Origin of the sequence: Actinomadura napierensis, assembly GCF_039529375.1 — a bacterium.
Lineage (GTDB): Bacteria > Actinomycetota > Actinomycetes > Streptosporangiales > Streptosporangiaceae > Spirillospora > Spirillospora napierensis.
This window is the reverse complement of sequence record NZ_BAAAMR010000020.1, coordinates 26,378-44,759: the sequence shown is the minus strand read 5'-3', so window position 1 is coordinate 44,759 and position 18,382 is coordinate 26,378. Positions and strand designations below refer to the sequence as shown.

At 70.8% G+C, this 18,382-nt stretch carries 15 protein-coding genes and 1 riboswitch; of the genes, 11 read left to right on the top strand and 4 right to left on the bottom strand.

Annotated features, from left to right (window positions below; genetic code table 11):
* Positions 1 to 112 precede the first annotated feature (112 nt).
* The 3 genes from ABD296_RS13945 to ABD296_RS13940 are packed head-to-tail and all read left to right on the top strand — an operon-like array spanning position 113 to position 3,452.
* Entirely contained in the window at positions 113 to 1,801 is a 1,689-nt protein-coding gene (locus ABD296_RS13945) for an L-aspartate oxidase (RefSeq protein ID WP_407061473.1), read from the top strand.
* On the top strand, positions 1,798 to 2,655 hold the full coding sequence (nadC, locus tag ABD296_RS50580) for a carboxylating nicotinate-nucleotide diphosphorylase (protein ID WP_407061472.1): 858 nt from the start codon (positions 1,798 to 1,800) through the stop codon (positions 2,653 to 2,655). The genes ABD296_RS13945 and nadC overlap by 4 nt, the downstream gene beginning before the upstream one ends.
* A gap of 14 nt (positions 2,656 to 2,669) precedes the next feature.
* A complete protein-coding gene (locus tag ABD296_RS13940) occupies positions 2,670 to 3,452 on the top strand; it encodes a type III pantothenate kinase (RefSeq protein WP_344266114.1) in 783 nt (260 codons plus the stop codon).
* On the opposite strand, the gene ABD296_RS13935 is transcribed toward ABD296_RS13940, so the two are convergent.
* A complete protein-coding gene (locus ABD296_RS13935) occupies positions 3,427 to 4,683 on the bottom strand; it encodes an MFS transporter (RefSeq protein WP_344266111.1) in 1,257 nt (418 codons plus the stop codon). The genes ABD296_RS13940 and ABD296_RS13935 overlap by 26 nt on opposite strands.
* A gap of 163 nt (positions 4,684 to 4,846) precedes the next feature.
* Here ABD296_RS13935 and ABD296_RS13930 point away from each other — a divergent pair, with 163 nt between their 5' ends.
* Both ABD296_RS13930 and lysX read left to right on the top strand, forming a co-directional pair.
* A complete protein-coding gene (locus ABD296_RS13930; RefSeq protein WP_344266108.1) occupies positions 4,847 to 5,812 on the top strand; it encodes a LysR family transcriptional regulator in 966 nt (321 codons plus the stop codon).
* Between the two features lie 32 nt (positions 5,813 to 5,844).
* Complete coding sequence (gene lysX, locus ABD296_RS13925) at positions 5,845 to 7,299, top strand: bifunctional lysylphosphatidylglycerol synthetase/lysine--tRNA ligase LysX (RefSeq protein ID WP_344266286.1); 1,455 nt, start codon at positions 5,845 to 5,847, stop codon at positions 7,297 to 7,299.
* Here lysX and ABD296_RS13920 read toward each other — a convergent pair.
* A complete protein-coding gene (locus tag ABD296_RS13920) occupies positions 7,286 to 8,530 on the bottom strand; it encodes a cytochrome P450 (RefSeq protein ID WP_344266105.1) in 1,245 nt (414 codons plus the stop codon). The two genes, lysX and ABD296_RS13920, sit on opposite strands and share 14 nt — an antisense overlap.
* A gap of 47 nt (positions 8,531 to 8,577) precedes the next feature.
* Positions 8,578 to 9,600, bottom strand: a complete 1,023-nt coding sequence (locus ABD296_RS13915) for a LacI family DNA-binding transcriptional regulator (RefSeq protein WP_344266102.1) — start codon at positions 9,598 to 9,600, stop codon at positions 8,578 to 8,580.
* Between the two features lie 433 nt (positions 9,601 to 10,033).
* Between ABD296_RS13915 and ABD296_RS13910 the strand changes: the two genes are divergently transcribed.
* On the top strand, positions 10,034 to 10,303 hold the full coding sequence (locus ABD296_RS13910; protein ID WP_375042080.1) for a LuxR C-terminal-related transcriptional regulator: 270 nt from the start codon (positions 10,034 to 10,036) through the stop codon (positions 10,301 to 10,303).
* A 403-nt stretch (positions 10,304 to 10,706) separates the two neighbouring features.
* Here ABD296_RS13910 and ABD296_RS13905 read toward each other — a convergent pair whose 3' ends face one another.
* Positions 10,707 to 11,684 carry an NlpC/P60 family protein gene (locus ABD296_RS13905; protein WP_344266097.1) on the bottom strand — a complete coding sequence of 326 codons (978 nt, stop codon included), beginning with the start codon at positions 11,682 to 11,684 and terminating at the stop codon, positions 10,707 to 10,709.
* A gap of 3 nt (positions 11,685 to 11,687) precedes the next feature.
* Positions 11,688 to 11,893: riboswitch (cyclic di-AMP (ydaO/yuaA leader) on the bottom strand.
* Between the two features lie 222 nt (positions 11,894 to 12,115).
* Here ABD296_RS13905 and ABD296_RS13900 point away from each other — a divergent pair.
* The 5 genes from ABD296_RS13900 (at position 12,116) to ABD296_RS13880 (ending at position 18,300) form a co-directional block, all read left to right on the top strand.
* Entirely contained in the window at positions 12,116 to 12,646 is a 531-nt protein-coding gene (locus ABD296_RS13900) for an amino-acid N-acetyltransferase (protein ID WP_344266095.1), read from the top strand.
* Positions 12,647 to 12,651: 5 nt separating this feature from the next.
* Complete coding sequence (locus tag ABD296_RS13895; protein ID WP_344266092.1) at positions 12,652 to 13,491, top strand: RDD family protein; 840 nt, start codon at positions 12,652 to 12,654, stop codon at positions 13,489 to 13,491.
* 7 nt (positions 13,492 to 13,498) lie between these two features.
* Positions 13,499 to 14,122 carry an RDD family protein gene (locus ABD296_RS13890; RefSeq protein ID WP_344266089.1) on the top strand — a complete coding sequence of 208 codons (624 nt, stop codon included), beginning with the start codon at positions 13,499 to 13,501 and terminating at the stop codon, positions 14,120 to 14,122.
* Between the two features lie 952 nt (positions 14,123 to 15,074).
* Entirely contained in the window at positions 15,075 to 15,398 is a 324-nt protein-coding gene (locus ABD296_RS13885; protein WP_285910321.1) for a histone-like nucleoid-structuring protein Lsr2, read from the top strand.
* A gap of 352 nt (positions 15,399 to 15,750) precedes the next feature.
* Entirely contained in the window at positions 15,751 to 18,300 is a 2,550-nt protein-coding gene (locus ABD296_RS13880) for an ATP-dependent Clp protease ATP-binding subunit (RefSeq protein WP_344266082.1), read from the top strand.
* Positions 18,301 to 18,382 lie beyond the last annotated feature (82 nt).

The following is an 18,382-nucleotide window of genomic DNA, read 5'->3' as shown; positions in this document are numbered from 1 at the left end:
GGGTGCGCGGTCGTCCTGCTATGTGGGGTTTTACCCCGAAAACGGGGGTCGAGCATTCGGAGTCCCCGGGGATAATGTCACAATGACGAGAACCGAACCCCGAGGAGGGCTCATGATCCCTTCCGTTCTCGACGCCCCCGCCCCCGGCTGGACCGCCGACGCCGACGTGGTCGTCATCGGCTCCGGCATCGCCGGCCTGGTCGCGGCGCTGCGCTGCCGCCCGCACGGGCGCGTCCTGCTGGTCACCAAGGCCCTGCTCGACGCCGGATCCACCCGCTGGGCGCAGGGCGGCATCGCCTCCGCGCTGGCCCCCGACGACAGCCCCGATGACCACCTCGCCGACACCCTCACCGCCGGCGTCGGGCTCTGCGACGAGGCCGCCGTCCGCACGCTCGTCACCGAGGGCCCGGACGCCGTCCGCGGGCTGATCGAGCTGGGCGCCGCCTTCGACCGCACCGGCGACGGCGCGATCGCGCTGACCCGCGAGGGCGGCCACCACCGCCGCCGCATCGCGCACGCGGGCGGCGACGCGACCGGCGCGGAGATCAGCCGCGCCCTGCTCGCCGAGCTGAAGGACTCCGGCGTCGAGGTCATCGAGCACGCGCTGGTCCTCGACCTGCTGAAGGACGCCACCGGACGCGCCGCCGGGATCACCCTGCACGTGATGGGCGAGGGGCAGCCGAACGGCGTCGGCGCCGTCCGCGCCCGCGCCGTCGTGCTCGCCACCGGCGGCCTCGGCCAGGTGTTCTCGGCCACCACCAACCCCGAGGTGTCGACCGGCGACGGCGTCGCGCTCGCGCTGCGCGCCGGCGCCGCCGTCACCGACCTGGAGTTCGTCCAGTTCCACCCGACCCCGCTCTGGCTCGGCGAGGACGCGCGCGGGCAGCAGCCGCTGATCTCCGAGGCCGTCCGCGGGGAGGGCGCCCACCTGGTCGACCACTCCGGCGAGCGGTTCATGGTCGGCCGCCACGAGCTGGCCGAGCTCGCCCCGCGCGACGTCGTCGCCAAGGGGATCATGAACCGGATGCGGGAGACCGGCGAGCCCTGCATGCTGCTGGACGGCCGGCACTTCGGCGCCGCGATGTGGGAGAAGCGGTTCCCGACCATCCTGGCCGCCTGCCGGCACCACGGCATCGACCCGGTGACCGAGCCGATCCCGGTCGTCCCCGCCGCCCACTACTCCAGCGGCGGCGTCCGCACCGACCTGTACGGGCGCACGTCCGTCCCCGGCCTGTACGCGTGCGGGGAGGTCGCCTGCACCGGCGTGCACGGAGCGAACCGGCTGGCGTCCAACTCCCTGCTGGAGGGCCTGGTCTTCGCCGGCCGCATCGCCACCGCCCTCACCGGCGACCTCGCGGCGGCGCCCGGCCCGTCCGAGCACACCGCCGCGACGCCGGGGCCGTCAGCCGTCGCGACGCCCGAGCCGGTCGTGGACCGTGCCATGCCGGGCGGTGGGCTGCTCGATCCGGCCGTGCGGGGGGACGTCCAGCGGATCATGACGTCGTTCGCCGGGGTGCTGCGCGGTGCCGAGGGGCTCGACACGGCGGCACGGGAGCTCGCCGCCCTTCCCCGCCGAGGCGGCGCGGAGCCCGGAGTGGAGGCGTGGGAGGCCACGAACCTGCACACCGTCGCGTCCGCGATCGTCGCCGCCGCGCGGCTGCGCCAGGAGACGCGCGGCAGCCACTGGCGGCAGGACTTCCCGGAACGGTCCGACGGGCGGTGGCGCGGCCATCTGGTCACGCGGCTGGCGGGGAACGACCTGACGACGGCATACGAACCTCTCGAAGGGAACGACCAGTGACATCCGAACTCTCGCAGAAGCTCAAGGACGCGGGGCTCGATCCACAGGCTGTGGAAAACCTCGTCCGCACGGCGCTGGAGGAGGACGGCCCGGTCGACGTGACCAGCGAGCCGATCTTCGCACCGGAGGCGGTCTCGGCCGGGGACTTCCGGGCCCGCGAGGCGGGCGTCGTCGCCGGGATCCCGGTGGCCGCGGTCGTGTTCGAGCTGCTGGACGTGGGCTACGAGGCGAAGGCCGCGGACGGCGACCGTGTCGTGCCCGGCCAGGTCCTGATCTCGGTCGAGGGGCCGACGAGGGCGGTGCTCCGCGCCGAGCGGACGGCGCTGAACCTGCTCACCCACCTGTCCGGAATCGCGACCGCCGCACGCCGCTGGACGGACGCGATGGAGGGGACCAAGGCGAGGGTCCGCGACACCCGCAAGACGCTGCCGGGCCTGCGCGCGCTGCAGAAGTACGCCGTGCACTGCGGCGGCGGCGTCAACCACCGGATGGGCCTGCACGACTCCGCGCTCATCAAGGACAACCACGTCGCGGCGGCCGGAAGCGTCACCAAGGCCTACGAGGCGATCCGGGCGGTGTACCCGTCGCTGCACGTCCAGGTGGAGTGCGACACCCTTGACCAGGTGGAAGAGGCGCTCGCGGTGGGCGCGACGAGCATCCTGCTGGACAACATGACCGCCGCGGAGATGGCCGAGGCGGTCCGTGTGGTGGCGGGCCGGGCGGAGCTGGAGGCCAGTGGTGGGCTTACCCTGGAGCGGGCCCGAGACGTCGCCGTGACCGGGGTGGACTACCTTGCCGTCGGTGCGCTGACGCACTCGGCGCGCGTGTTCGACATCGGCCTTGACTTCTCCTGACCAGCGGGGACCGGATGCTGCTCACCATCGACGTCGGTAACACCCACACCGTCCTCGGCCTGTTCGAGGGCGAAGAGGTGATCGAGCACTGGAGGATCAACACCGATCCGCGGCGTACCGCCGACGAGATCGCGGTGGTCCTGCAGGGGCTGGTCCAGCAGAGCCCGCTGCTGGCCGAGACCGACATCAGCGGCATCGCGCTGTGCTCCACGGTCCCGTCCGTCCTGCACGAGATGCGGGAGATGTGCCGCCGCTACTACGGCGACGTGTCGGCGGTGATCGTGGAGCCGGGCGTCAAGACCGGGGTGCCCATCCGGATGGACAACCCCAAGGAGGTCGGGGCCGACCGCATCGTGAACGCGCTGGCCGCCGTGCACACCCACGGCGGCCCGGCGATCGTGGTCGACTTCGGCACCGCGACGACCTTCGACGCCGTCTCCGCCAAGGGCGAGTACGTGGGCGGCGCCATCGCCCCCGGCATCGAGATCTCGATCGACGCGCTGTCGTCGCGCGGCGCGCAGCTGCACAAGATCGAGCTGGTCCGGCCGCGCAGCGTGATCGCCAAGAACACGGTCGAGGCGCTGCAGTCCGGGATCATCTTCGGCTTCGCCGGGCAGGTGGACGGCATCGTCGAGCGGATGACGGAGGAACTGGTCGACGACCTCGACGAGGTGACCGTCATCGCGACCGGCGGCCTCGCGCCGCTGGTGCTGGAGGAGTCCCGCAGCATCGACGTGTTCGAGCCGTGGCTCACCCTGATCGGGCTCCGGCTCATCTACGAGCGGAACACTCCCTGACGTCCGGGACCGTCCCGCCGGTGGCGGGCTCCCGGCGCTCCGGGCGTTCCCGACCGGAGGCGCGCGTCTGGCGGGAGACGTAGGCCAGGCATGCGGCCGCCAGTACGGCCATGGCGGTGAGGACCGCGCCGAGCGGCACCGCCTTGGCCAGGACGGTCAGCAGCAGCGGCGCGAACATCCCCACATAGACCAGGGCATAGGCGACGGCGGTGAGGCCCGCCAGTTCGTCCGGCGCGGCGATCCGCGCGACCTCGCCGAGGCCGTAGGTCAGCACGAACCCGTACCCGGCGCCGAGCACGACCGCCGCCACCGCGTTGAGGACGGGCAGGCCCGTGGCGATGGTCAGCGCCGCGAGCAGCAGCCCGCAGGCGATCGAGCCGAGCCCGGCGCGGGCGACGAGCCGCGGGTGCCGCGCCTCCAGCCGCCGGGCGACGGGCTGAGCCGCCATCCCCGACGCGAGCGTGAGCCCGGTGATCGCGCCCGCGTAGGCGATCGGCAGGTGATGGACCGGGACGAACGCCGGCAGCAGCGCGAACGCGCTGACGGGCGCGGTGAACGTCCAGACGGCGACCGGCGCGATCGTCCGGCGGAACGCGGGGTTCCGCACCCCCGACAGCCCGGACCGCCCGCGTCCGGCCTCACGCGTGACGGGTGCGCGCGGGACGCGGGTCTCCGGGACGCGGAACGCCGGCGGGACGGTCAGCAGCATGATGAGCAGGTGCGGCAGGTAGGCGGTGACCAGCGGATGCGGCGCCCACTGCGCGACGAGCGCCGACACCAGCGGCCCCGCCCCGAAGCCCGCCGAGACGGCGAGCGCGGTCATCCGGGTCCCCGAGACGGGCGTCAGCTCCTTCACCCACGCGGTGCCCGCGGCGAGGACGGCCCCGGTGACGACCCCGGCCAGCAACCGGCCCGCGTACAGCAGCCACGGGGCCGCGACGCCCGCCATCAGCACCACCGTGACCAGCGCGGACAGGCACGCGAACGGCAGCGCGATCCGGCGCCGGCCGTACCGGTCGGACGCCGGGCCGCCGAGCACGAGCCCGGGCACGAGGCCCAGCGCGTACACGCCGAACATGGCCTGCGCGGCGCCGTCACCGAGATGCAGCCGATCGGTGTAGAGGCCGAGCAACGAGGCGAACTGGTTGGCGCCCCAGCCGACCCCGAACATGATCGAGGCGATCGGGAACCAACCGGCGCCGGGGGAGGGGGCGGGTGACGCGGTTGCCATGATCCCTGTCTAGAAGGCCACAGGTCGCCGGGTTCCGCCGCTTCGTGATTCGTGAACCGCCCGGCGATGTGACGCCGGTCGCCCGTGTGACGCCGGTCGCGAACGGGCCTTTCGGCCGCCTCGTCGGAGAGAACCGGGCAGGCCGCCGGTTACCGTGACGAGCATGGAACTGCGTGAGCTCGCCTCCTTCCTCGCGGTCGTCGAGGAGGGGCAGTTCGCGCGGGCGGCGGCCCGGCTGTTCCTGTCGCCGCCAGCGGTCACCGCGCACGTCCAGCGGCTCGAACGCGAGCTGGGCGTCCGCCTGTTGGAACGGTCCCCGCTGCGGCTCACCGAGGCGGGGGAGCGGTTCGTCCCGCACGCCCGCGCGGCGCTCGCGGCCGTGGACGCCGCCGCCGGCGCGGTCGCCGACCTGCGCGGCGAGGACGACCCTCCGCTCCGCGTCGGCGTGATGGGGCACGGCTCCGCCGAACTGACCCCGGCGATCGTCCGGGCGTACCGGCGGTCCCGGCCGGGCACTCGGCTGACGATCATGCCGCTGGACTTCACCGAGCACGTGTCCGCGCTGGTCGAGCGGAAGGTGGACGTCGCGTTCGTGCGGCCGGCGCCCGACGACGACCGCGTCGAGGCCGACGTGCTGACCACCGAGCCGCGGATCGTCGGCGTCCCGGCGGACGGCCCGTTCGCGCAGGCCGGCGCTCTGCGCCTCACCGACGTCCTCGACCTGCCGATCGTCGCCGTCCCCGACGTCACGCCGAGCGTGTTCACCGACTACCTCTACTTCACCCCGGCGGTGAACGGCGAGCGCGGGCGGCGCGGTCCTGACGTGGCGCGCAACCCGCAGGACGTCATGCTCAGCATCGCGGCGGGCCGCGGCGTCGGGTCGGCCCTGCGGTCGTTCGCCCGCTTCTACCCCTGGCCGGGCGTCCGGTACGTCCCGATCCTGGATGCGCCGTGGGACAGCAGCGTCCTGGCGACGCGCCGCGGCGACGGCGACCCCCGCGTCCGCGCGTTCCGGGCCGTCGCCGCCGCCCTGGCCCGCGACCTCGGCCCCCTCGTCGCGGCCGGCCCCGGCGATCACCCCGAACTCGTTCGCGGGGCCCTCGGCGGGCTGGATAGCCTTGAGGCGTGAGTGACGAGACCCTCGATGACCTTCCGGAGCAGATGCGCGTCCGCCGGGAGAAGCTCGACCGCCTGCGCGAGGCCGGCGTCGACCCCTACCCGGTGACCTTCCCCCGCACGGCGACGATCGCCGAGATCCGGGAGAAACACCCGGATCTGGAGCCGGGCACCGAGACCGGGGAGAAGGTCGGCGTCACCGGTCGCGTCATGCTGGTCCGCAACGGCGGCAAGCTGTGCTTCGCCACCATCCGGGACGGCTCCGGCGACCTCCAGATCATGCTGTCGCTCGCGAAGGTCGGGCAGGAGCAGCTCGACTTCTGGAAGCGCGAGGTCGACCTCGGCGACCACGTCGGCGTCGAGGGCGAGGTGATCACCTCCAAGCGCGGCGAGCTGTCGATCATGGCGGACCGGTTCGCGATCACCTCCAAGTGCCTGCGGCCGCTGCCGGACAAGCACGCCGGCCTCACCGACCCCGAGGCCCGGGTGCGGCAGCGCTACGTCGACCTGATCGTCAACGACGAGGCCCGGAAGATGGCGCGGATCCGCAGCGCCACCGTGCGGGCCGTCCGCGACTTCTGGCACGAGGAGGGGTACCTCGAGGTCGAGACCCCGATGCTGCAGCCGATCCATGGCGGGGCGGCGGCGCGTCCGTTCAAGACGCACATCAACGCCTATGACATGGAGCTGTACCTGCGGATCGCGATCGAGCTGTACCTCAAGCGGCTCGTCGTCGGCGGCATCGAGAAGGTCTTCGAGATCAACCGCAACTTCCGCAACGAGGGCGCCGACTCCACCCACAACCCCGAGTTCACGATGCTCGAGGCGTACGGGACGTACCTCGACTACAACGACATGGCCGACCTGACCCAGCGGATGTACCAGAAGGCGGTCGTCGCCGCCCTCGGCACGTCCGTGGTCGTCCACGACGGCGTCGAGATCGACCTCGGCCTGCCCGAATGGCCGCGGATCACGCTGTACGGGTCGGTGTCGGAGGCGCTCGGCGAGGAGATCACCCCGCACACGCCGATCGAGACCGTCCGCAAGCTCGCCGACGCCCGCGGCATCACCTGGGACCCGAAGTGGGGCCAGGGCAAGCTCGTCCAGGAGATCTTCGAGGAGCTGATCGAGCACACCCTCGTCCAGCCGACGTTCGTCATGGACTACCCGGTGGAGACCTCGCCGCTGACCCGCCAGCACCGCGCGGAACCGCTGCTCACCGAGAAGTGGGACCTGATCGGCTTCGGCACCGAGCTCGGTACCGCCTACTCCGAGCTGGTCGACCCCGTCGAGCAGCGCCGCCGGCTCACCGAGCAGTCGCTGCTGGCGGCGGGCGGCGACCCCGAGGCGATGCAGCTGGACGAGGACTTCCTGCGCGCGCTGGAGTACGCGATGCCGCCGACCGGCGGGATGGGCGCTGGCATCGACCGGATGATCATGGCGTTCACCGGCAGGGGCATCCGCGACACGATCCTGTTCCCGCTGGTCAAGCCCGAATAGTCACCGGCAGGTCGCGCAGCCCGCGCAGGACGAGGTTGTCGCGGTACACCAGGTCGCCGTCCCCGGCCGCGAGGGCCACGTCGCGCTCGAAGAGCTTCTTCAGCGCGATCTGGCCCTCCAGCCGGGCCAGTGGCGCGCCGAGGCAGAAGTGGACGCCGTGCCCGAACGACAGGTGGCGCGGCGCGTCCCGTCCCTCGGCGTAGCGGAGCAGGGCGAGCCGGTCGGGGTCGGTGAACACCGACGGGTCCCGGTTGGCGGCGCCCGTCAGCAGCAGGACGAGCCGTCCCCGCTCGATCACGGTGCCGCCCAGCTCGGCGTCCTCCAGCGCGGCCCGCAGCGTCAGCTGGACGGGCGGGTCGTAGCGGAGCAGCTCCTCCACGGCCGCCGCGACGTTTTCCGGGTGCTCCCGGAACACCGCGAGCTGCTCCGGATGCCGCAGCAGCGCCAGCGCGCCGTTCCCGATCAGGTTGACGGTCGTCTCATGGCCCGCGACGAGCAGCAGCACGCACGTCGCGAGCAGTTCCTCTTCCGACAGGACGTCGCCGCCGTCCGAGACGCCGACCAGCGCGCTCAGCAGGTCGTCGCGCGGCTCCGCGCGGCGCTCGGCGGCCAGCTCGCGGAAGTAGGCGGCGAACTCCGCGCGCGCCTCGTCGCGCAGCGCGATCTCCGCCTCCGGCAGCAGGAAGTCGGGGTCCAGGCCGCGGGCGAGGGCGTCCGACCAGCCCTTGAACAGGTCCCGGTCGCGCGGCGGGACGCCCAGCATCTCGCTGATCACGATGACGGGCAGCGGGTACGCCAGCGCCGAGATCAGGTCGACCTCGCCGGACACCCCGTCCAGCAGCTCGTCCACCAGCGCCTCGACGCGCGGCCGCAGCCGCTCGACCAGCCGCGGCGTGAACGCCTTGCTGACCAGCCGGCGCAGCCGCGTGTGGTCCGGAGGGTCCATCGTCAGGAAGGAGCGGTTCCGCTGCGGCGCCTCCCGCCACAGGCCGCCGCCCTCGGGCCGGTGCCCGAACCGCGGGTCGCGCAGCGCCTGCTCGCACAGTTCGTAGGACGTGCTCACCCACAGGCCCACGGCCGTCTGCCGCAGACTGCCGCCCGCCGCGAGGCCCCGGTAGTGCGCGTAGGGGTCGGCATGGAACGCCGGATCGGACGGGTCGAATCCCAGGATCGCCGCCGCGTCCGCGTCCTGCCCCGATGCCCCCGCCACCTGTTCCCGCGTGTCCGTCATAGGGCAAGTCACCCGAAATTAAGACGCGATGTCAATAGTGACGAGGGTCAGGCCGATTCGCGGACGACCAGTTCCGGAGCGAGGACGACCTGGCGATGCTGGTGCGACTTGCCCTCCCGGATCTCGGCCATGGCCAGCTCCGCGGCCTCCCAGCCGAGCGCCCGGCGCGGCTGCTTGACCGTGGTCAGCGGCACCGCGGCGCTGGCAGCCAGCTCGATGTCGTCGTAGCCGACCACCGCGATGTCGGCCGGGACGCGCGCGCCGAGCCGGGTCAGCTCGTTGATCAGCCCGATGGCCAGCAGGTCGTTCGCGCAGAACACCCCGTCCGGGGTCGGTGACATGTCCAGGACGCGCCGCGCCGCGCGCCGGCCCTCGGTCGGGCTCAGCGCGTCCTGGATCAGCACGGGCGGCTTCCCCAGACCGGCCTCGACGAGCGTGCGGGCCGCGCCGTCGCGGCGCTCGACGCAAGGCTGCGGTTCGGGCGCGCCGGTGACGAACGCGATCCGCTCGCGTCCGATGCCGAGCAGATGCGCGGCGGCCAGCTCCCCTCCCGCGACGTGGTCGACATGCACCGCGCACGCGTCGGAGACGTCCCGGTCCATCAGCACGACGCTCAACCCGGCGGCCCGCAGCCGCCGGATCCCGGCCGGACCCAGCCCGACCGGGACGATCAGGGCGCCCGCGGCGTGCTGCTCGTCCAGCAGTTCCAGCGAACGGGCCTCTTTGGCGGCGGAATGGTCGCTGGACAGCCAGAGGGCGTCGTGGCCCGCCGCGTTGAGCGCCTCCTCGGCGCCGCGCACCACGTCCGCCGCGTAGGGATTGGCGAGGTCCTCGACGACGACGCCGAACAGGCGGCGCGGCTCGTCGCCGAACTCGCCCGCGGTGCGATCGGGGCCCGTCCGGAGCCGGCGAGCCGACTCGTTCCGGACGAAACCGAGCTCCTCGATCGCCGCGCGGACACGGTCACGGGTAGCTTCGGCCACGAGATCTGGCCGGTTTAGGACATTCGAAACGGTCCCAACTGAGACCCCGGCACGCCTCGCGACCTCGCGGATACTGGTCTGTGGCAAGTCGCTCCTCGTCCGCCCCGGTGGTGTTTCCCCAGGTAGTTGGGCTTTCCTGTGTCAATCCCCGAAAACCCGGTCACGCATTGCGACCATCCGGGCACAGATAGCACTTAACCAGCGCTTGACGGGCCGGATCCGGCCGCCTAGCGTTCCGAGCCGAAGCGTAGCTTGAAACGATTCACGATCTTCGTCCGCGGCGAGATCCGGTGAGTCCAGGGAGGAAGGACGGGTTCGGAACGGCGAGCCAGACCCGCCCCTGCCAACGTGGCCAACGACTGAATCGTCACCCGGAGTTCCCCCGCAAGCCCCCGCAATCGGCCTAACGGCCACCTCCGGCCAAGCTTCGCGAGACAGCAAAGGAACCGAACCGATGATCTAGTCCGGAAGGCTCCGGACCCGGCAACCCAACGCATGCAGATCGAGGCCCAACCCGTGCCTGTGCAGCGGACGGCTGCATCCCCGCGGTCATCAACCACGGACGAGGGAGGACGGAGTGGAAACAGCCACACTCGATTTCGGGCTGAGCGACGAGGAGATCAGGTTGCTCTCCCAGATCGCCAGCGGTGTCACCGCTGATGTGGCGGCTCGCAAGCTGGAACTGAGCGCGCGGACCCTGCGCCGCCGGCTGCGCAACATCTGCGACCGGCTGGAGGTCAACACCCCTATCGAGGCCGTGGTGTGGGCGGCCCGAAGGCAGCTCATCTAGCGCGACCCGACGACGCCCGTCAGGGGACGGCGGGCGTCACCCGGAAACCAGCCCGACCGGAAGCAAGTCCAGCGATGCGAACTCGTCCGACCCCGCAGCGGCGGCGCCGAACCCCTGACAGGTAGGTCCCTGGCAGAAAGCGCCGCCGCGGGACGAGTTCGATTTCACTGCATTGCCCTTGGCGGTCGGGCGCTGGGGCGCCCTCCCTTCAACGGGCAAAGCGGCGATCGCTGCATCGCTCCGACTCGCCCTGGGGGCTCGCTTCGCGATCGGATTCTCGCTTCGCTCGAATCCGGCTTCGCACGCGATCGCATCGTTGCGGTCCGCTCCGGCTGAGGTTAAGACGCGTTTCCACGGCGGTCCGGCGTGGTTCAGGTTCGGGCGGTTTGTTCTTTGTGGGGGGTCAGGCGACTCGGACTACGCCGGCTATGGGGCGGCCGGACAGGGAGGCGATGCGGACGACGTCGCCGGTGTGGGGGGCGTGGATCATCTTGCCGCCGCCGACGTACATCCCCATGTGGTGCAGGTCGGAGTAGAAGAAGATGAGGTCGCCCGGCCTCATCTGGCTCTCCGAGACGTGGGTCCCGGCGTTCCACTGGCTGCCGGTGTAGTGCGGCAGGTTGATGCCGACCTGCTTGTAGGCCCACATCGTCAGGCCCGAGCAGTCGAACGTGGTCGGGCCGGCCGCGCCCCAGACGTACGGCCTGCCGAGCTTGCTCATCGCGTACCGCAGCGCCTGCGCGGCCTTCCCGTCGCCGATGACGGGCAGCTTCGCCAGCAGGCTCGGGTCCTTCTTGACGGCCTTGCCGCGGACCTTCTCGTAGGCGGAGGTGACCTTCTTCTTCTGCTCGGTGAGCTGCGTCTTCAGCTGCGTCACCTGCTGGGTGCGCTCCTCCGCGGACTTGCGCGCGCGCTGGGCGGACTGCATCGCCTGCATGAGGCCGAGGACCTGGGTGCTGTCCTGGGTGGCGAAGTAGTTGAGCGTCGCGGCCTGGTCCAGGACGGCCTGCGGGTCCTGGGCGGAGATGAACGAGACCGTGGGGTCGGTGCCGCCCTGCATGTAGCTGGTGGCGGCCAGCTCGCCGACCTTCTCGCGCAGGCCCTCCAGGGACTTCTGCTGGCGCGTGGCGTTGGTAGCGGCGACCTTGGCCGCCCGCTGCGACTGCTGCAGCTTCACCTTCAGGCCGTTGTACTGCTCGGTGAGCTGCTCCAGCTGGTCCGCGAGCTTGAACGCCTGGTCCTTCAGCTCCTTGGCCGACGGGTCGGGGTCGGCGTGCGCCGCGGGGAACGAATGGGGGGCCACCACGTGGGGTGTGATGGAAAGGGCGGTGAGCGCGCCGGCGATCGTGAGCGCCCGGACGCGGAAACGAGCCGTCCGCACCAAATCTCCTCTCCTTGTCCGCCTACCGAGTTAGCTGACGGGTTCGGGCCGGAGCAGCCCGTCCGCTGAGCGCGCGCGGATTTCGGTCCACGCGGCTGCGGATTCACCCCAGACGGAATCGGTTCGGGGCGGTCCCCGAACGCTCCGAAAGTGGGTCCCCGGCTCCTCGGGGCGCCGGCTGCGGCCCGTGGACTCGGCGGTTCGGCCTCCGTTTCGCGGAAGGCCGACGTCAGAGCGGGACACTAACGGAACCGCCAGGGGATGCCAACCAGAACATGCGAATTCGCAGGTCGTGGCGGACGGTGCGTGGGGTTAACGCCGGATTTGACGGCCCTTGGCGGGCCGGCGAGGGCCTTGGGGCCGGTGCGGTGCGCTCAGCGCGGCCGCCGGTGGCCGGGACCGGGCGGGGCGTTCGGTAACCTCGCCTGTTTGTGGAAGTCGTGATCAGGCGTGCCCGTACCGCCGACGTTCAGGGGATCCGCAGGCTGGTCGATCTGTACGCCGGGTCGGGGCGACGCCTGCTCAAGAAGTCCGCGGTGAAGCTGTACGAGGACGTCCAGGAGTACTGGGTCGCCGAGGACGTCGAGGGAACGGGCCCGGGGGAGGCCGGCCCCATCGTGGCGTGCGGGGCGCTCCACGTGATGTGGGAGGACCTGGCGGAGGTCCGCTCGGTCGCCGTCGACAAGGGGTACGGCGGACGCGGGATCGGGCACCGCATCGTCGCGCGGCTCCTGGAGACCGCGCGGGAACTCGGCGTTCGGCGGGTGTTCTGTCTTACCTTCGAAGTGGAGTTCTTCGCGCGCCATGGTTTCCAGCAGATCCTCGGTACTCCGGTGGCGCCGGAGGTGTACGAGGAACTCCTCCGCTCCTACGACGAAGGCGTTGCAGAGTTCTTGGACCTCGACAGGGTCAAGCCCAATACGTTGGGAAACACCCGGATGTTGCTTCGCCTGGAGGACTGACCCAGATGAGTGATTCCCCCAACCGCGGGCGGCCTTACCAACCGCCGCAGGGGCAGGGTTCGTACGGACCGCCGCCCCCGTACCAGGGTTCCCAGCAATGGCAGCAGCCCGAGCGGCAGGGGCAGGCTCAGCCGCCCGCGCAGCAGTGGCAGCAACAGCAGCAGCCTCCGTCCCACCAGCAGTGGCAGAACCCGCAGCAGGACCAGTGGCAGCAGCCGTCGTACGAGTCCTATGAGCAGCCGGCCTACGACCAGTACGGCGGGTCCTCCGGCGGGGACATGCCGCTGGCGCCCATCATGCGGCGCGCGGGCGCCCGGCTCATCGACAACGCGCTCGTGGCGGTCTTCGGGTTCGCGCTCGTCCTTCCCATCACGATCGGCGCGTTCGGGTTGGGCAAACCCGGTAGCAAGACCGAGGACGAGGGCGGCGTCTGGAACTGGCCCATCATCTTCACGCTGTTCGCGGTCCTGTCGGTACTGCCGTTCATTTACGAGGCGGTACAGCTGTCCATGTGGGGCCGAACGCTCGGCAAGCGCTTCTTGGGTATCGGTGTCGTCCAGGCCCGTCCCGCCGGGAATCCGCTGACGACGACGCAGGCCGTATGGCGGGCCGCCATCACCCACGTCGCCTACCAGATCGGCGTTTTCTTCTTCCTCGTGCTGGCCGTGATGGTGTGGCAGTACTTCGCCTACGGGATGGTGCTGGTCTGGGCGGGCGCCCTGATGGCCTACCTCTGGGCGATCTGGGACCAGCCGCTGCACCAGGCGCTGCACGACCGCTTCGCCGACACCCTCGTCATCGACGAGCGCGTCGGGTACGGCGAATACACCGAGTACGCGGAGTAGGGCCGCGATGGCGGCATCGCAAACGCCGGCACAGGGGTCGGAGGAGCCGTCAGGGGCGGAGAACGGCCTCCACGATGACGAGCCCGTGGCGCAGGAGGACGGGGACGGCCCGGCGCTCGCCGAGCCGGGGCAGCGCCTCCTGGCGCGCATCGTCGACACCCTGATCGTCGGCCTGCCCGTCATTATCGTGGTGAAGGAGTTCGTCTCCGGCCACGACTTCGACGTGGTCGCCCCGCCCGCCGTGGCCGGGTGCATGCTGCTGTACGAGGCCGTCCAACTCGCCGTCTGGGGGCGGACGCTCGGCAAGCGATTCGCCGGAATCCAGGTCGTCTCCGCTCCTCCCGCCTTGTCCGGCCGTGAGGACGCCGCCACGGGCGTGGGGGAGGCCGAGGCCGGCCCGTCCGCTTCGGGCCTGCCACAAGCGCCCTATGGCCGTCCGAGCGCGCCGCGAGCCGTCCTGAGGGCCGCGGTGTACGCGGTGCCGATCGCGCTCCGGCCCGTTCACATTCTCGGTCTTCTGGCGGGCCTGTTCTGGGTGGCGAACGCCGGGTTCATATACGAGGGGACGCGCCGCCAGGCCCTCCATGACAGGCTCGCCGGCACCCTGGTCGTAAAACGCCGCACGCCTTGATTCACCGGCGTTCCGCGGCTCTCTCCGACATACCGGCGCTGTGCCCCGGATACGCGCGGTGACGGTCCCGACCTGATCGCCCCGGCCGCTTGTACGCCGGGCGGGCGGGAGTTTGGCGGGGATCCCCGTGTCGTTTCGGACACCGGGCTTGCGCGGGCCAATGCCAGCTCGTTCCGGACACGTTCAGGTTACGGGCGGGATTCCCGGACGATGTGTCTCGTCCCGGAAGGCGCCTCCGGTTTGGGATCTGCTTCCGGCGGGCCGGGGACTCGACCTTCAATGCAACCCGGCCACTTACTCCGGAGGGGACGCCGTCTCGCGCGGACCGGGGCAGGTGGTCGCTTTGTACCGCTTATCCACAGATTTCGGGATCGACTAGTGCCGATGGCGTTACGCTCCGGCGTCCGGCCTGGAGTTCCGGCGCGCCTGACGGCAACAGATTTCGTCTCGGCCCCGCCGTTCGTAATCCCTCCACATCCCCCGGTGACGGCCCCTGCGCGCCTGGTGGCACGGCCCCTGCGCCGGTCCGCGCGCCGGTCCGCCCGCACATTCCGGGCGCCTGCACCGGTTAGTGCCGTTACGCCAGGGTTAATCGTCGGCAAGGGGTACCGGTGTGCCGGCCCTGTTATGGTCCGGGTGGGCACTTTTCCGGCTGCGGTCCTCCCGACGGAAAGCCCGGCCGCCCCCATACCTGGTCCAATGCGCGTTCGACGCCCCAGGTCAGCGCCGTGCGCCGTGACGCCGGTCACGCCGAAATCCACAGGCCGGACCGTCCGCCGGAATTGAACGCGGTGCATCCGGGCATGCCCGCCACCGCCCGCCGCGCACCGGTCGTCTCGCCGATAGCCGCCGCCAACGGATGTTCATCCCGGACTTGAATTGTCATCGGCAGACTTCCCGGTATATCTTTGTCAACCGAATGCAGTTTGCTCCAGCCGAAAGGTCTGTCCCCATGGCACAGAAGGTTCAGGTGCTTCTCGTCGACGACCTCGACGGTGGCGAGGCGGACGAGACCGTAGCGTTCTCGATCGACGGCGCCTCCTACGAGATCGACCTCAGTGGCGCCAACGCTAAGAAGCTGCGGGATTCCCTCCTGCCGTTCGTGGAGAAGTCGCGCAAGGCGGGCACGGTCAACAAGCGGCGCCGCCAGCGTGGCGCGTCCAGCCGCGAGCGCAGTGCCGAGATCCGTGCCTGGGCCAAGAACAATGGCATCAAGGTCAATGAGCGCGGCCGGATCCCCGCGACGGTGATCGAGCAGTACGAGGCGGCGAACTGACCGCCCCACCCCGCCCCGGCGGCCCGTCTCCCTCCATGAGACGGGCCGTTCGCTTGTGGCGTAGCGTCCGGGTGGTTTGGCCTCCGCCGCCGCGCGGTAGACCGGGACATCGCCCCCATTCGACGATCCTCGGACGCGACCCCGGACGACCTGCGGAAAGCCCCCGTTCGCTTGGGGCGTAGCGGGAACATGACGCACCGATGCGGTAGTTGGATGAGACTGAACAGCGCTTAGCTGGGGAACGTCTTCTGGTGGGAGTGCACCGGGCGGCCTCCTCGGGGCGGGCTAGCATGCGGAAGGACAGTTCCGGACGTTCCGGACTCTGCCCAACCGCTCTGTGAGGAGCGACGAGATGTTCGAGAGGTTCACCGACCGCGCGCGGCGGGTTGTCGTCCTGGCTCAGGAAGAGGCCAGGATGCTCAACCACAACTACATCGGCACCGAGCACATCCTCCTGGGTCTGATCCACGAGGGTGAGGGCGTCGCTGCCAAGGCCCTGGAGAGCCTGGGGATCAGCCTTGAGGCGGTCCGCCAGCAGGTCGAGGAGATCATCGGCCAGGGCCAGCAGGCGCCGTCGGGCCACATCCCGTTCACTCCGCGCGCCAAGAAGGTGCTCGAGCTGTCACTGCGCGAGGCGCTGCAGCTCGGCCACAACTACATCGGCACGGAGCACATCCTGCTCGGCCTGATCCGCGAGGGCGAGGGCGTGGCCGCCCAGGTGCTGGTCAAGCTCGGCGCCGACCTCAACCGGGTCCGCCAGCAGGTCATCCAGTTGCTGCACGGCTACCAGGGCAAGGAGCCGGCCGCCTCCGGCGGCCCCTCGGAGTCCGCGCCGTCCACCTCCCTCGTGCTCGACCAGTTCGGCCGCAACCTGACGCAGGCCGCGCGGGAGGGCAAGCTGGACCCGGTCATCGGCCGGGACAAGGAGATCGAGCGGGTCATGCAGGTGCTGTCCCGCCGCACCAAGAACAACCCCGTCCTCGTGGGCGAGCCCGGCGTCGGTAAAACGGCCGTCGTCGAGGGGCTGGCGCAGAAGATCGTCAAGGGCGAGGTCCCGGAGACGCTGAAGGACAAGCAGCTCTACACCCTCGACCTGGGCGCGCTGGTCGCCGGCTCCCGGTACCGCGGCGACTTCGAAGAGCGCCTGAAGAAGGTGCTCAAGGAGATCCGCACCCGCGGCGACATCATCCTGTTCATCGACGAGCTGCACACGCTCGTCGGCGCGGGCGCCGCCGAGGGCGCGATCGACGCCGCCAGCATCCTCAAGCCGATGCTGGCCCGCGGCGAGCTGCAGACCATCGGCGCCACCACGCTGGACGAGTACCGCAAGCACCTGGAGAAGGACGCCGCGCTCGAGCGCCGCTTCCAGCCGATCCAGGTCGCCGAGCCGTCCCTGTCGCACACGATCGAGATCCTCAAGGGCCTGCGGGACCGCTACGAGGCGCACCACCGCGTGTCGATCACCGACAGCGCGCTGGTCGCGGCCGCGCAGCTCGCCGACCGCTACATCAGCGACCGGTTCCTGCCCGACAAGGCGATCGACCTCATCGACGAGGCCGGCTCGCGGATGCGCATCCGCCGGATGACCGCTCCGCCGGACCTGCGCGAGTACGACGAGAAGATCGCCGACGTCCGGCGCGACAAGGAGTCCGCGATCGACGCGCAGGACTTCGAGAAGGCCGCGGCGCTGCGCGACTCCGAGAAGCAGCTGCTCGGCCAGAAGGCGCAGCGGGAGAAGGAGTGGAAGGCCGGCGACATGGACGTCGTCGCCGAGGTCACCGACGAGCTGATCGCCGAGGTCCTCGCCACCGCCACCGGCATCCCGGTCTTCAAGCTGACCGAGGAGGAGACCACCCGGCTGCTGCGGATGGAGGACGAGCTCCACAAGCGCGTCATCGGCCAGGAGGACGCCATCAAGGCGCTCTCGCAGTCGATCCGCCGCACCCGCGCCGGCCTGAAGGACCCGAAGCGTCCCGGCGGCTCGTTCATCTTCGCCGGCCCGTCCGGCGTCGGTAAGACCGAGCTGTCGAAGACCCTCGCGGAGTTCCTGTTCGGCGACGAGGACGCGCTGATCCAGCTCGACATGTCCGAGTTCATGGAGAAGCACACCGTCTCGCGGCTGTTCGGCTCCCCGCCCGGTTACGTCGGGTACGAGGAGGGCGGCCAGCTGACCGAGAAGGTGCGCCGCAAGCCGTTCTCGGTCGTGCTGTTCGACGAGATCGAGAAGGCCCACCAGGACATCTTCAACTCGCTGCTGCAGATCCTGGAGGACGGCCGGCTCACCGACGCGCAGGGCCGCGTCGTGGACTTCAAGAACACCGTCATCATCATGACGACGAACCTGGGGTCCAAGGACATCTCCAAGGGCGTCTCGATGGGCTTCGCCCAGCAGAACGACGAGCAGGGCTCCTACGACCGGATGAAGGCCAAGGTCTCGGAGGAGCTCAAGCAGCACTTCCGTCCCGAGTTCCTCAACCGCGTCGACGACACGGTGGTCTTCCACCAGCTCACCCCGAAGGAGATCATCCAGATCGTCGATCTGATGATCGCCCGCGTGGACGAGCGGCTGAAGGACCGCGACATGGGCATCGAGCTGCGGCAGGACGCCAAGGACCTGCTGGCGATCCGGGGCTACGACCCGGTGCTGGGCGCGCGGCCGCTGCGTCGCACGATCCAGCGGGAGATCGAGGACAACCTGTCCGAGAAGATCCTCTACAACGAGCTCAAGCCCGGCCAGATCGTGATCGTCGGGACCGAGAACTTCACACCCGGGGACGCGGACCGGCGCGACGCCGCCGACGTCCTGGACGCCAAGTTCACCTTCCGGGGTGTGCCGAAGCCGTCCGCCACGGTCCCCGACGCCCCGCCCATCGAGGGCGCGGTCAACTTCAACAAGGACTGATCACCTCAGCCCTCGGCAGGGCCCGCACCGACCCGTTCGGTGCGGGCCCTTCCGCATGCCCGGGCCCGCCTGTCCGGGGCCC